The organism is Hydrogenophaga taeniospiralis (genome assembly GCF_020510445.1).
Lineage (GTDB): Bacteria > Pseudomonadota > Gammaproteobacteria > Burkholderiales > Burkholderiaceae_C > Hydrogenophaga.
The window spans coordinates 5,169,970-5,183,958 of sequence record NZ_JAHBAG010000001.1 but is presented as its reverse complement, the minus strand read 5'-3'; the positions used below and the strand labels follow the sequence as shown (position 1 = coordinate 5,183,958).

General features: G+C 69.3%; 11 protein-coding genes. 9 read left to right on the top strand and 2 right to left on the bottom strand.

Features of this window, described 5'->3' with window-relative positions; translation table 11 throughout:
• Positions 1-4: 4 nt before the first annotated feature.
• The 9 genes from KIH07_RS24855 to KIH07_RS24815 all read left to right on the top strand — a co-directional run bounded on the left by KIH07_RS24855 (position 5) and on the right by KIH07_RS24815 (position 12,340).
• Positions 5-1,243 carry an MFS transporter gene (locus tag KIH07_RS24855; RefSeq protein WP_226494516.1) on the top strand — a complete coding sequence of 413 codons (1,239 nt, stop codon included), beginning with the start codon at positions 5-7 and terminating at the stop codon, positions 1,241-1,243.
• Positions 1,233-1,838, top strand: a complete 606-nt coding sequence (locus tag KIH07_RS24850) for a GNAT family N-acetyltransferase (RefSeq protein WP_226494515.1) — start codon at positions 1,233-1,235, stop codon at positions 1,836-1,838. Before KIH07_RS24855 ends, KIH07_RS24850 begins: the two co-directional genes overlap by 11 nt.
• Positions 1,835-3,718: an IucA/IucC family protein gene (locus tag KIH07_RS24845; protein WP_226494514.1), complete on the top strand. Its 1,884-nt coding sequence runs from the start codon at positions 1,835-1,837 to the stop codon at positions 3,716-3,718. The genes KIH07_RS24850 and KIH07_RS24845 overlap by 4 nt, the downstream gene beginning before the upstream one ends.
• A complete protein-coding gene (locus tag KIH07_RS24840) occupies positions 3,715-4,506 on the top strand; it encodes a siderophore ferric iron reductase (RefSeq protein ID WP_226494513.1) in 792 nt (263 codons plus the stop codon). Before KIH07_RS24845 ends, KIH07_RS24840 begins: the two co-directional genes overlap by 4 nt.
• 72 nt (positions 4,507-4,578) lie before the next feature.
• Entirely contained in the window at positions 4,579-5,733 is a 1,155-nt protein-coding gene (locus KIH07_RS24835) for an aromatic ring-hydroxylating oxygenase subunit alpha (RefSeq protein WP_226494512.1), read from the top strand.
• 61 nt (positions 5,734-5,794) lie between these two features.
• Positions 5,795-6,151, top strand: a complete 357-nt coding sequence (locus KIH07_RS24830; protein ID WP_226494511.1) for a hypothetical protein — start codon at positions 5,795-5,797, stop codon at positions 6,149-6,151.
• A gap of 108 nt (positions 6,152-6,259) precedes the next feature.
• The gene (locus KIH07_RS24825; RefSeq protein ID WP_226494510.1) at positions 6,260-7,609 is read left to right on the top strand and encodes a TolC family protein; all 1,350 of its coding nucleotides are present in this window, start codon (positions 6,260-6,262) and stop codon (positions 7,607-7,609) included.
• 4 nt (positions 7,610-7,613) lie between these two features.
• Positions 7,614-9,221, top strand: coding sequence for an efflux RND transporter periplasmic adaptor subunit (locus KIH07_RS24820; RefSeq protein ID WP_226494509.1), 1,608 nt, complete (start codon positions 7,614-7,616; stop codon positions 9,219-9,221).
• Positions 9,218-12,340, top strand: coding sequence for an efflux RND transporter permease subunit (locus tag KIH07_RS24815; RefSeq protein WP_226494508.1), 3,123 nt, complete (start codon positions 9,218-9,220; stop codon positions 12,338-12,340). The genes KIH07_RS24820 and KIH07_RS24815 overlap by 4 nt, the downstream gene beginning before the upstream one ends.
• Before the next feature lie 71 nt (positions 12,341-12,411).
• On the opposite strand, the gene KIH07_RS24810 is transcribed toward KIH07_RS24815, so the two are convergent.
• Both KIH07_RS24810 and KIH07_RS24805 read right to left on the bottom strand, forming a co-directional pair.
• Entirely contained in the window at positions 12,412-13,401 is a 990-nt protein-coding gene (locus KIH07_RS24810) for an MBL fold metallo-hydrolase (RefSeq protein WP_319004845.1), read from the bottom strand.
• Positions 13,402-13,432: 31 nt separating this feature from the next.
• Entirely contained in the window at positions 13,433-13,897 is a 465-nt protein-coding gene (locus tag KIH07_RS24805) for a rhodanese-like domain-containing protein (RefSeq protein WP_226494507.1), read from the bottom strand.
• Between the last annotated feature and the right edge of the window lie 92 nt (positions 13,898-13,989).

Here is a 13,989-nt window from a genome sequence, read left to right as displayed (position 1 = left end):
ACGCATGAACCTGCGATTCCACATCATCACGATGACGGTGCTGGCCGTCATCAGCGACGCCATCCTGATTCCCTTCTACCCGCAGTTCTTCAGCGCGCGATACGGGATGGACAGCCCCGTGCACGTGGGCGCCTACGTGGCGGCCATCTCCATCGCCGTGATGTGCACGCTGCCGCTCTGGGCGCGCGTGGCGCGCCGCGTGGAGCCGCTGCACCTGCTGGTCTACACGCAGTTTGCCGCCGGCACCTTCAGCCTGCTGAGCGACTGGGCGCCCACCGTGCAGAGCTACTGGGTGCTGTCGATGCTGATGTTCATGTGCAAAAGCAGCTACCTGCTGATGTACCCGTACCTGATGCGCCTGACGCCCAAGGAGCAGCATGCCGCCACCATCGGGATTCTGTCGGTGGTGGTGCACTTCGGCGCCATCTTCGGGGCGGTGGTGGGCGGCTTCGTGCTGGAGACCTGGGGGCCGCGCGCCAGCATCCTGGCCATGGCCGCGGGTGACTACTTCCAGATGGTGGTCTGCGCCTATCTGATCCGCAGTGGAAAGATCGTGCGCGTCAACACCGGCGAGCAGGCCCGGGCCGAGGCCGCCGAGGCGCGCCGCCTCGGGCTGCTGGCCCGACTGCCGGTCCTGAAGCTGGCGCTGGTGATGCTGATGTTCGACTTCAGCGCCTACCTGATCCGCCCCTTCTTCGCCCTGTACTGGCAGACCTTGACCGGCAACGACAGCGAGCTGGTGTCCGGCATGGCCTTCGCCATTCCGGGGGTGGTGGCCATCGTCGCACTGCGCTTGCATGCCTGGATACGGGCGCGTGGCGGCCACCTGCCCGACCACACGGTGGGCAACCTGCTGCTGGGCGCGGCCGGCCTGCTGCTGCATGCCGCGCCCGATCCGATGCTGGTCGTGCTGGGGCGCGTGCTGTATGGCTGGGCCTTCTTCCAGATCATCGTCAAGCTCGAAGTCAACCTGTTTCGCCTGTCCACGCCCCAGCGCTACGCGCAGGACTACAGCATCACCAACTTCTTCCAGAACATGGGGGTGCTGCTGTCCTCGTTCGCCGCGGGCGCCATCGTCAAGCACCACGGGCTGCATGTGCCCTTTCTGCTGGCGGCCGGCGGTTTTGTGCTCACCGCGCTGCTGGACCGCCTGATCCTCAGAGTGCCCAGCGCCGGCCACGTCGCCGGGGCCGACGGCGCCGCCAACCCCACGCCCCTGGAGGTGCCCGCCCATGCCAACTGACACCCTGCACCGCCGCGCCGACGCCGACCACCGGCCCTACCGCGATGAGACCGGCTTCGTTTTCCGCCCGCTGCGGGTCCCGAACGACATCCCGACGCTGCACCACTGGTTCACCCAGCCGCGTGCCGCCTTCTGGCTGATGCAGGACAAGACCGAGGCGCAGGTGCGCGAGGCCTACCAGCGCATGATGGACTCCGGCACCGCCACGGCCTACATCGGGTGGCAGGGGAGCCGGCCGGCCTTCTTGGCCGAGTGCTACGACCCCGCGCAGGACCGCATCCGGGCCTTCTACCCGGTGCAGCCCGGCGACCTGGGCATGCACATCTTCATCGGGCCGCCCGAACGGCGCATCGCCGGTTTCTCGCGCGCCGCGTTCCATGCCTTGATGCGCTTCATGTTCACGCACCTGGGTGCGCGGCGCATCGTCGTGGAGCCCGACGCCACCAATCACAAGGTCCATGCCCTGAACCGCTCGGCGGGTTTTGTCTACGACCGTGATGTGGTCTTCCCCGAGAAGATCGCCAGCCTCGCCTTTTGCACCGGGCGGGATTTTCAACAGGCCACGGCCACCACACCAGAGGAAGCCCATTCATGAACGTCACCATCGCCCACCAGATCGCGCACGACCCGGCCCATTTCGCCGACCACCTGACGCCGGAGGTCTGGGCCCAGGCCAACCGCCTGCTGCTGCGCAAGGCCATCGCCGAATACGCCCACGAACTCATCGTCGAGCCCGAGTTGCTGGGCCCGGGGCAGGGCGGCTTTGCGCAGTACCAGCTGTTCTCGGACGACGGCGCCGCCTGCTACCGGTTCGAGGCGCAATGCCTGGCGCTGCGCCATTGGCACATCAAGCCCGAGTCCATCCGCAAGCGGGTCAACGGCGCCGAGCAGCCGCTGGACGCGCTGCAGTTCATCATCGAGTGCCGCCAGCGCCTGGGGATTCGCGAAGACCTGCTGCCCATCTACCTCGACGAGATCAGCAGCACCTTGTTCGGCAGCGCCTACAAGCGCATGAAGGCCGACGCGCCCAGCAGCGCCCAGCTGGCCGAGGCCACCGACTTCCAGACCATTGAAGTCGCCATGACCGAAGGCCACCCGGGTTTCGTCGCCAACAACGGGCGGCTGGGTTTCACCGCGGCCGACTACCGCGCCTATGCGCCGGAAGCCGGCTCGGCCATCCGCGTGATCTGGCTGGCCGTGCACAAGGACCACGCCGCTTTCTCCAGCATCTCCACGCTGAGCTACGAGCAGTTGCTGGCCGAAGAGCTCGGGCAGGACACGGTGGACGGCTTCACCCGCGAGGTGGCCGCGCTCGGCCTGGACCCGACCGACTACCACTTCATGCCGGCCCACCCCTGGCAGTGGTTCAACAAGCTGTCGATTGCGTTCGCCGGTTATGTGGCCCAGCGCAAGATCATCTGCCTGGCCTACGGTCGCGACCACTACATCGCCCAGCAGTCGATCCGCACCTTCTTCAACACCAGCGACCGCAGCAAGCGCTACGTCAAGACCTCGCTGTCCATCCTGAACATGGGCTTCATGCGTGGCCTGTCGCCGTACTACATGTCGGGCACGCCGGCCATCAACGAGTTCATCAAGGAACTGGTGAGCGGCGACGCCTTCCTGCGCGCCAACGGTTTCACCATCCTCCAGGAGGTGGCCTCCATCGGGTTTCGCAACCACTATTACGAGGCTGCGATACCGGTCGACACACCGTACAAGAAGATGTTTTCCGCGCTGTGGCGCGAAAGCCCGCTGCCGCTGCTCCAGCCGGGCGAGCGCCTGATGACCATGGCCGCGCTGCTGCATGTGGACAAGGACGGCCACGCCCTGCTGCCCGAACTGATCCGCCGGTCCGGGCTGGGAACGGTGGCGTGGCTGCAGCGCTATCTGGCGTCTTACCTGACGCCGCTGCTGCATTGCTTCTACAAGCACGACCTGACCTTCATGCCGCACGGCGAGAACCTGATCCTGGTGCTGGACCAACACGTGCCGGTGCGCGCCATCATGAAAGACATCGCCGAGGAATGCGCCATCCTCGACATCGGGGCCAAGGCGTGGCTGCCGGAACGCGTCCAGCGCCTGGCGGTGGACGTGCCCGACCACTTCAAGCTGCTGGGCATCTTCATCGATGTGTTCGACGGCGTGCTGCGCCACATCAACCAGGTGCTGGTGGAAAACGGCTGCTGCCGCGAGGACGACTTCTGGCGCGCGGTGGCCGACTGCGTGTGCGACTACCAGGACGCCCACCCCGAGCTGGCCGCAAAGTTCGCGCACCACGACATGTTCGTGCCCGAGTTCCTGCACTCCTGTCTGAACCGCCTGCAGCTCGGCAACAACGTGCAGATGGTCAACCTGGCCGATCCGGCCTCCAGCCTGAAGATGGCCGGCCACCTCGTGAATCCGATCGCCGGCTTGCGCCGCCATGCCACGGCCCGGGCCGCGGCGCCAGCGGTCGCGGAAAGCGTCGAGTGAACCTGGGCGCGCGGGCCGGGGGTTCGTTGCACGACGCCGACCTCGCCCGCGTGTTGCAGCTGGCCCGGCGCATCGCACCCGCGCTGCGCGGCGAACAGGGCGGTGCACCGCTGCCCGGTGCGTTGCGCCATGGCGATGAGGCGTCGCCCGGGCCGGGCGCGCTGGCGGCGCTGTGCCGCCACTGGGCCCGGTCGTACCCGGAAGCCGGCGCGCACTATGTGGCGCTGCGCTGCTGGGGGCTGGCGATCTGGCAACCGGTCTATCTCAGCGTGATTGCCGCGCATCTCGACACGCATGTGCCCAGGCTGGCCGGCCTGGCGCAGCCCGTGGAGAACGGGTTTCCCAATGGCTTCCAGTTGCCGGTGCATGCCCCCGCGCAGGCCGCCGCGCTGTCGTCGCGCATCCGCCTGGCGGCGGACGAGCTGCGGGCCCTGTGCCAGTCCATGCGCGCGGCGCTGATGCCGCTGGTGACCCTGCACGCCCGCGCCGCCGACCGATTGCAGGCGGAGTGTGTGTTGGGCGCGCTGCTGCTGGTGCGGCGCAGCAGGCCTGACCTGGGCGACGCGGACGACGTTGCCGCGTGGGGGGAGCTCTGGCTGGCGCAGCTCGGCATTGCCGGCGGTTGCGGGTTTTTTGCCTACCGGGCCCGCGACGGGACGCCCGCGCTCGCCCTGGACCGCAAGGTGTGCTGTCACCACTATCGCCGCCACGACGGTGAGCCATGCAGCACCTGCCCCAAGCTCCCGCTCGACAAGCGCATCGCCCGCCTGCTGGCCGACGCTGCGTAGTCGGGGCCTTTGATTCCGCGATGCCGCCGTGCCGTCCAGGCCGGTGTGCTTCGCCACGCCCTGGAGATTTCCATGAACGATATTGCCCGCCTGGTGCATGTCCTGCCGGCGTTCCCGCAGTTGCCTGTCGGCGCCTACTTTGACGAAGCCCTGTTTGCCCGCGAGCAGGCGTTGATCTTCAACCGGTCCGCCCGGTATGTGGGCCATGAAAAGGCCGTCCCGCAGGTGGGGGACTGGCACCGGCTCGTGCAGGAGGACGGCGGCCGCGTCCTGGTGCGCAACCCGCAGGGCGTGGAGCTGATCTCCAATGTCTGCCGGCATCGCCAGGCACTGATGCTGGGCGGAGAGGCCGGCGACGTGGCCGGGTCGACCAACACCCGGGGCAACCTGTCGGCGGCGGGCGGGCACATCGTCTGCCCGCTGCATCGGTGGACGTACAACAGCGCCGGCGAGTTGCTGGGCGCGCCGCAGTTCGAATCCAAACCTTGCAGGAACCTGCAGCGGTTTGCGCTGCGCAACTGCCATGGCCAACTGTTCGAAGGCGCGCGCGACCCGGCGCAGGACATGGCGCCGCTGTTCAGACGGCCGGAGTTCGATTTCTCGGACTACGTGCTCGACCACGTGGAGATCCACCAGTGCAACTACAACTGGAAGACCTTCATCGAGGTCTATCTGGAGGACTACCACGTCGCCCCATTTCATCCCGGCCTGGGCAGCTTTGTCACCTGCGACGACCTGAGCTGGGAACTCGCCGACTGGTACAGCATGCAGCGTGTCGGCGTGCATGCGTCGTTGAACTCGCCGGGGTCGGATGTCTACAGCACCTGGCACGATCGGCTGCTGAGCTACCGCACCGGCACCCCGCCCGACTTCGGCGCGGTGTGGGTCACCTATTTCCCCACCCACATGATCGAGCTGTACCCGCATGTGCTGGTCCTGTCCACGCTCTACCCCAAGGGGCCGCAGGACACCGTCAACGTGGTGGAGTTCTATTACCCCGAGGAGATCGTGGCCTTCGAGCGGGACTTCATCGAGGCACACCGCGCCGCCTACATGGAGACGGCCAGGGAAGACGACGAGATCGGCGAGCGCATGGACGCGGGCCGACGCGCGCTGCTGGCGCGGGGCGCGTCCGACGCCGGGCCCTACCAGTCGCCGCTGGAGGATGGCATGCAGCATTTCCACGCGTGGTACCGCCGCACCATGGGCGCTGCGTTCCTGCCCTGAGTGGCGAGGCGGGATGCGGATTCCAGCGCGGAACCTGGCCACCCTGTCCTAGAATCCATGCATGCGTCTGTTCCTTGCCCTGCTGCTGTGCCTGGCGATCCCCCTGCAGGGATGGGCCGCCGGCGCGAGCGTGCAGACGCCTTGTCCCATGGAGGCCGCCATGGCCTTGCCGGACGGCCTGACCGGCATCGACAGCGACATGCCCCAGGGCGATTGCTGCAACGATGTGGACACCGCCCGGCGGACCGGCCAGCTGTGCAAGGCCGGTCAGGAATGCCCGGCCCCCACCGGCTGGGTGGCGCCTCCGGCCATTGCCATGGCGCAGGCGCTGCCCTTGAGCGATCTGCTCGCGCCCGTGCCGCTGGTGCCGCCGCGCGGCGCTCCCGCCAGCATCTGGCGACCCCCCTCCCTGCTCTGAAGCTTTCACCCTGACCGCGCACGGCCTTTGAGGCCGGCCCTGGGTCAGCAGCGGCTGTCGCGCGTCCCGTGCGCGCTCAGCCCGTGTGCATTCCTTCGGAGCAGAAATATGGAACCCCTTTCCCCGGCGTCCGGCGGGCGCCTTCGCCCCCGTGGCCATGCCGTCAGCCGCTGGCACGCCTTGATCGTCCCCGCGCGCCTCGCGCTCCTGATCGGCCTGGCGGCAGCGCCACTGGCGCGCGCCGCCGAACCGCTGACATTGCCCCAGGCCGTTGAGGCGGCACTGGCGCGTTCGCCGGCCCTGAGCGCCCAGGATGCCGCCGCCCGCTCGGCGCGCGAGATGGCCGTGGCCGCCGGCCAGCGCCCCGACCCCGTGCTGCGTCTGTCGCTGGAGAACCTGCCCGTCGAAGGGCCGGAGCGTTTCAGCACCACACGCGATTTCATGACCTCGAAGGCGGTCTCGCTGATGCAGACGTTCCCCAGCGAAGACAAGCGACGGGCGCGAACGGCCCGTTTCGAGCGCGAGGCCGACGCGGCCCGGGCCGAGCGTGGCGTGCGGTCCGCCGCCATCCAGCGCGAGACCGCCATGGCCTGGCTGGAGCGCCACGCGCTGGAGCAGAGGGTGGCACTGCTGCAGGTGCAGCTCGACGAGGCTCGCCTGCTGGTGCAGGCCTCCGAAGCCGCGGCCCGCGGTGGTGGAGGGGCGCTGGCCGACTGGATCGCGGCGCGCGACGCGGTGGCGCAGTTGCAGCAGACCCTGTTGGCCGTCGAGGCCGAGCGCACCAACGCCCGCCATGCCCTGGCCCGCTGGACCGGGGGGCCTCCCGAGCAACCACTGGCCGCACCACCCGAACTCGCCGAGCTCCCGCCCGCGGCGACGGGCGTGAGCGGGCGTCTGGCGCACCACCCCGAACTCGTGCAGCTCGCCGCGCGGGAGGCCGCGGCGGCGGCCGAAGCCGAGGTGGCGCGCCGCGAGCGCGATCCCGACTGGAGCACCGAGCTGATGTTCGGTCTGCGCGGCCCGGGCTACGCGAACATGGTCTCTCTGGCCGTCTCGGTGCCCTGGCAGTGGGACCGTCCCCAGCGGCAGGACCGGGAACTCGCGGCCCGGCTGGCGCGGGTCGACGAGTTGCGCGACGAGCGCGAGGAGCGCGCGCGCGAACACCAGGCCGAGACCGAGCGCTGGCTGGTGGCCTGGCGTGCCGGCCTCGCCCAGCTGGCCCTGATCGACACCGGCCGGCTGCCGCTGGCCGAGCAGCGCATACAGGCCACCCTGGCCGCCTACCGGGGTGGCCGGGCCCCGCTGCGGGAGGTGCTGGCCGCGCGGCGCATGGCGCTGGACCTGCGGATGGAGCGCATCGACCTGCGGTTGTCCACCGCCCGTCTGTGGGCCCGGCTGGCGTATCTCATCCCGACCGAAAACACAGTGGCCGCCACGGTGCGGCCGGAACAGGAATGACACCATGAAATACCAGACAACGATCGGGATCGGCATCGTGGCCGCGGCGGCCCTGGGCGCCGTGGGTTATGGCGCATGGACCGCCGGCATGCGCGCAGGCATGGACATGGGCGGTGGCGCGGCCGTGCAGAGCGCGCCCGGCACGCCCCAGGACCCGGGCACCTGGACCGTGGCGCAAGGTGGGGACGCCACCGCCCGCCATATCCGCGACGGACTGCGCGCGGGCGACGTGGATCCGGTCACCGGCCGCGCGATCCTGAACTACCACGACCCCATGGTGCCGGGCAAGAACTTCGACGCACCGGGCAAATCGCCCTTCATGGACATGATGCTGGTGCCGCGCTACGCCGGTGGCGACAGCGCGGACGCCGGCGGTGTGTCGGTGAGCTCGCGCATCCAGCAAAACCTGGGGCTGCGCAGCGTGGCCGTGGTGGAAGGCCCGCTCGATGGTGCCGTCACGGTGGCGGGCAACGTGGCCTGGAACGAACGCGACCAGGTGGTGGTCAGCGCCCGGTCCATGGGTTTTGTGGAGCGGCTGCATGTGCGCGCCACGCTCGACCGGGTGGTGGCCGGCGCGCCCCTGGCCGAGATCTACGTGCCCGACTGGGTGGCCGCGCAAGAGGAGTACCTGGCGGTGGCCCGCATGGCCGGTTCCGACCTGGGGCCGTTGCGCGAAGCCGCGTCCCAGCGCATGCGCCAGGCCGGCATGGACGCGGCACAGATCGACCGCGTGGTGCGCACCGGCACGCTGCAGCCACGCTTCACCCTGCGGGCGCCGATCAGCGGGACCATGACTGAGTTGATGGTGCGCGAGGGCGCGACCGTGATGCCCGGCATGGCGCTGCTGCGCCTGCAGGGCACGGACACGGTCTGGGCCGAGGGCCAGGTGCCCGAGAGCCAGGTGGCGCAGCTCCAGCCCGGCGCCCGGGTCAGCGCCACCAGCCCGGCGGTGCCGGGGCAGCGCTTTGACGGGCGCGTGCAGGCCGTGCTGCCGCAAGTGGACCCCGCCACGCGCACGCTCAAGGCGCGGCTGGAGCTGGCCAACCCGGGTGGCCGACTGGTGCCGGGCATGTTCGTGCAAATGCGTTTTGCCGATCCGGTGGGCCGGCCCGTCCTGCTGGTTCCGAGCGACGCCGTGATCCACACCGGGCGCCGCAGCGTGGTGATGCTGGCCGAGGAGGGCGGGCACTTCCGGCCCGTGGAGGTCGGCGTGGGCCGCGAAGCGGGAGCGCAGACCGAGATCGTGCAGGGCCTGCAGGCCGGCCAGCGGGTGGTGCTGTCGGGCCAGTTCCTGATCGACTCCGAGGCCAGCCTGCGCGGGCTGGAGGCGCGGCTGAACCAGACGCCGATGCCGGCGGCCGACCTGCACCGCACCGACGCGGTGATCGATGCCATCGAGGGCGACACCGCCAGGCTCACCCACCCCGCGATCCCGGCGTTGAAATGGCCCGGGATGACGATGGCGTTCCGCCTGCCGCCGCCCGGGCAGCGGCCACGCGCGCTGGCCAGCGGCGACAAGGTGCGGATCGAATTTCGCGTGCAGGAGGGCGCCGAACCGCAGATCACGGCGATCGAGCGTGTGGCGCCGGCGGCCACGGGAGCGGCCCGATGATCGCGCGCCTCATCCACTGGAGCATCGCCAACCGCTTCCTGGTGCTGCTGGCCGCCGTGTTGATCACCGCCTGGGGTGTGGTGTCCATGCTGCGCACGCCGCTGGACGCGCTGCCCGACCTGTCGGACACCCAGGTCATCATCCGCACCAGCTGGCCCGGCCAGGCGCCGCAGATCGTCGAGAACCAGGTCACCTACCCGCTGACCACCACCATGCTGTCGGTGCCCGGCGCCAGGGCGGTGCGTGGCTATTCGATGTTCGGCGACAGCTTCGTCTATGTGCTGTTCGACGACGGCGTGGACCTCTACTGGGCGCGCTCGCGGGTGCTGGAGTACCTGAACCAGGTGCAGTCGCGGCTGCCGTCCGCGGCCAGGTCGTCGCTGGGGCCCGACGCCACCGGCGTGGGCTGGATCTACCAGTACGCGCTGGTGGACCGCAGCGGCCGGCAGAGCCTGGACCAGCTCCGCGCGCTGCAGGACTGGTTCCTGCGCTTCGAGCTCAAGACCGTGCCCGACGTGGCCGAGGTCGCCAGCCTCGGTGGCATGGTGCGCCAATACCAGATCGTGCTCGACCCCGACAAGCTGGCCGCCTACCGCATCACGCAGGCGATGGTGAGCCAGGCGGTGGGACGCGCTAACCAGGAGGCGGGCGGTTCGGTGCTCGAACTCGGCGAGGCCGAATACGCGGTGCGCGCCAACGGTTACCTGAAGACACTCGACGATTTCCGTGCCATCCCGCTGACGACCACCGACGCGGGCATTTCGGTGCGTCTGGGCGACGTGGCCCGGGTCCAGCTCGGTCCCGAGATGCGCCGGGGCATCGGTGAACTCGATGGCGAGGGCGAAGCCGCGGGCGGCCTGATCGTGATGCGCTCGGGCAAGAACGCGCTGCAGACCATCCGCGCCGTCAAGGCCAGGCTCGCCGAGTTGCAGCGGGGGCTGCCCGAAGGCGTGGAGATCGTGCCGGTGTACGACCGCTCGGGGCTGATCGAGCGCGCGGTGGACAACCTCGGCTTCAAGCTGCTGGAGGAGTTCCTGGTGGTGGCGCTGGTGTGCGCGCTGTTTCTGTTTCACCTGCGCAGCGCCCTGGTGGCCATCGTCTCGCTGCCGCTGGGCATCCTGGCGGCGTTCATCGTGATGCAGCAGCAGGGCGTGAACGCCAACATCATGTCGCTGGGCGGGATCGCGATCGCCATCGGTGCGATGGTCGACGCCGCGGTGGTGATGATCGAGAACGCGCACAAGCACCTGGAACGCTGGGCCCATGAACACCCCGGTCAGATTCTGGACGGCGAGCCGCGCTGGCGCGTCGTCGGCGAGGCCGCCGCCGAGGTGGGGCCCGCGCTATTCTTTTCGCTGCTCATCATCACGCTGAGCTTCATCCCGGTGTTCACGTTGCAGGCGCAGGAGGGCCGGCTGTTCGCGCCCCTGGCCTACACCAAGACCTATGCCATGGCGGCCGCGGCCGGACTGGCCGTGACGCTGATTCCGGTGCTGATGGGTTACCTGATCCGCGGGCGCATTCCCGAGGAGACCGCCAACCCTCTGAACCGGCTGCTGATCGCAGGGTACCGCCCCTGCCTCGACGCCGTGCTGCGGGCGCCCAGGCTGACGCTCGTGGTGGCGGCCCTGCTGCTGCTGGCGAGCCTGTGGCCCCTGCGGCACATTGGCGCCGAGTTCATGCCGCGGCTGGACGAGGGCGATCTGCTGTACATGCCGACCGCGCTGCCCGGGTTGTCGGCCGGCAAGGCCGCCGAGCTGCTGCAGCAGACCGACCGCCTGATCAAGACCGTGCCCGAGGTGCACCGTGTCTACGGCAAGGCCGGTCGTTCGGACAGCGCCACCGACCCCGCCCCGCTGGAGATGTTCGAGACCACGATCCAGTTCAAGCCACGCAGCGCGTGGCGTGCGGGCATGACGCCGGACAAGCTGGTGGAAGAGCTGGACCGCACCGTGCGCGTGCCCGGCCTGTCCAACATCTGGGTGCCACCGATCCGCAACCGCATCGACATGCTGGCCACCGGCATCAAAAGCCCGGTGGGCGTGAAGGTGGCCGGGGCCGACCTGGCCACCATCGACCGTCTCACGGGCCAGATCGAGGCCGCGGTCAAGACCGTGCCCGGCGTGAGCAGCGCGCTGGCCGAGCGCCTGACCGGCGGGCGCTACATCGACGTGGACATCCGGCGTGACGACGCGGCGCGCTATGGCCTGAACATCGCCGATGTGCAGGACGTCATCGCCGGCGCGGTGGGCGGCATGGAGATCGGACAGACCGTCGAAGGCCTGCAGCGCTACCCCATCAACCTGCGCTACCCGCGCGAGCTGCGGGACTCGCTGGCGGCGCTGCGCGCGCTGCCCATCGTCAGCCCGAGCGGCCAGCGCCTGGTGTTGTCGGACGTGGCGCGCATCGCGGTCGCCGACGGTCCGCCCATGCTGCGCAGCGAAAACGCGCGCCTGGCGGGCTTCGTCTACGTGGACATCCGCGGGCGCGACCTGCGTGGCGCGGTGCTGGAGATGCAGCGCGTGGTGGCCGAGCGGGTGGTGCTGCCGGCGGGCTACTCGGTGTCGTGGTCCGGTCAGTTCGAGTTTCTGGAACGGGCCAGCGCCCAGCTCAAGCTGGTGGTGCCGTTCACGCTGCTGATCATCTTCGTGCTGCTGTACCTGACCTTCCGCCGCTTTGACGAGGCACTGCTGATCATGAGCACGCTGCCGTTCGCGCTGGTGGGGGGCGTCTGGCTGCTGTGGGCGCTGGGGCACAACCTCTCGGTGGCCAGCGCGGTGGGCTTCATCGCGCTGGCTGGTGTGGCGGCCGAGTTCGGCGTGATCATGCTGCTGTACCTGAAGCAGGCCTGGGTCACGCGGCTGGACGCCGGGCAGGCAACCGATGCCGACCTGCTGGAGGCGATCCGCGAGGGCGCGGTGTTGCGGGTGCGGCCCAAGGCCATGACGGTGGCCGTGATCGTGGCCGGCTTGCTGCCCCTGTTCTGGGGCGATGGCGCTGGCAGCGAGGTGATGCAGCGCATCGCCGCGCCCATGGTGGGCGGCATGCTCAGCGCGCCGCTGCTGTCGATGCTGGTGATCCCGGCGGTGTACCGGCTGATGCGGCGGCGCCCGGCGTGATGGTGTCGGATGAAGCGCTGGCCGGTCATGCCGGTGGCTTCTCTTTCGCCACCGACACCGCGGTGCGCGGGCTACTTGCCCCGCATGCCTTCTTGCTCCATCAGCAAGTAGGTGTTGTAGGCGTTCATGCGGTTGGCGAACGGGAACATCGGCATGTGCTCGTAGGCGCTCCAGTCGGTCTGGGCGTAGGCCTCGTCGAAGGGCTGCATGTCGCTGCTGGCCTGGCCCATGGTCCTGCGCAGGTGGCCCAGGTAGTCGCGGATGAAGCCGATGTCCTTGCGCGGGTCGGTGGACGCGCCACCGTGCCCGGGCACCACGACCTGGGCATCAAAGCCCAGCAGGCGGTTCAGTGCGGTGATCCACTGGTCGCTGTTGGCCTTGCCCACGAAAGGCAGTCGACCGCTGAAGATGAGGTCGCCCGCGAACAGCACGCGCTCGCTGGGCACGTAGATGGCCAGGTCTTCGGGCGTGTGCGAAGGGCCCACCTGTTCCACCACGAAGCGGGTGCCGGCCAGTTCGAGCGTGGTCGATCCGTCCAGCCAGCGGTCGGCCGGCACCAGCTGGACGCTCCCGTCCACCCAGGGTGCCAGGTCGGTGCGCGAGGCCACCAGCCGCTGCTCGGCGGTTTCGGAATGCAGGTACTCCCGCCCGTTTTGATGGGCGATGATCTGGGCGCCCAGCTGCTTGAACACCTGCAGGCCGTAGATGTGGTCGGCGTGGTAGTGCGTCAGGATCACATGCGTGACGGGCTTGGGTGTGACCGCGGCGATCTTCTCCACGAGCCGCCGGGCCAGCGCGGGCGAGCCCAGCGTGTCGATCACCACCACGCCGTCGCGCGCCACCACGAAGCCGGCGTTGCTGATGAAGTTCTGGTTGGCCGGCGAGCCCAGTGCCGCGAGGCCTTCCACGTAGTAGGTGTGGGCGCCGACCTGCTTCAGCGCCATCTCGGGTACGGCCTGCGCCAGCGCCCAGGTGCTGGCGCAGGCGGCACACAGGCCGAGCAGGCCCCCGAGCCATGGCCGCGCAAGCCGGCGCAGATGCGAGCGGGTGGATGTCGTCATGTGAGCCTCCTGAGGCGCGTGGCCCGGGGTGTCAGTGTCTGGCCGGCGCGGTGGCCCGGGCCGCGGCGTCGAAGCCGCCCTTGGCCTTCCATTCTTCCATGCCGCCCTGCAGGATGCGCAGGTTGTCCCAGCCCGCCACGCGCAGGGCGAAACCGGCCTGGGCCGAGAGCGAACCGCTGTTGCAGTAGATCAGCACGGGTTTGTCTTTGGGGATGGTGTTGCGCTGGGCCAGCACCTGGCGCCAGTCCATGTTGATGGCGCCGGGGATGTGGCCTTTGGCGAACTGGCCGGCGTCGCGCGCGTCGATGACGACCATCTTCGGCCATTCGTCCTTGGGGATCTGCTCGGCAAAGATCACGCCGCCGCCGTAGTCCACGAATTCGAGATACGCCGCCATCTCGTCCACGGCGATGGCCTGGTTGTCGGCGTGGGCGGCGGGGGCCAGCCACAGGCTGGCGGCGGTGAGGGCGGCGAGCGCCAGGTGTTGTGGTTTCATGGGGTTTCCAGTGGAAGTGTTTTGAATCAAGTGGTTTATCAGCATTAACTGATATTTTCTCAGAGTGGCGGGGTGGTACGGACCGGTGTTTC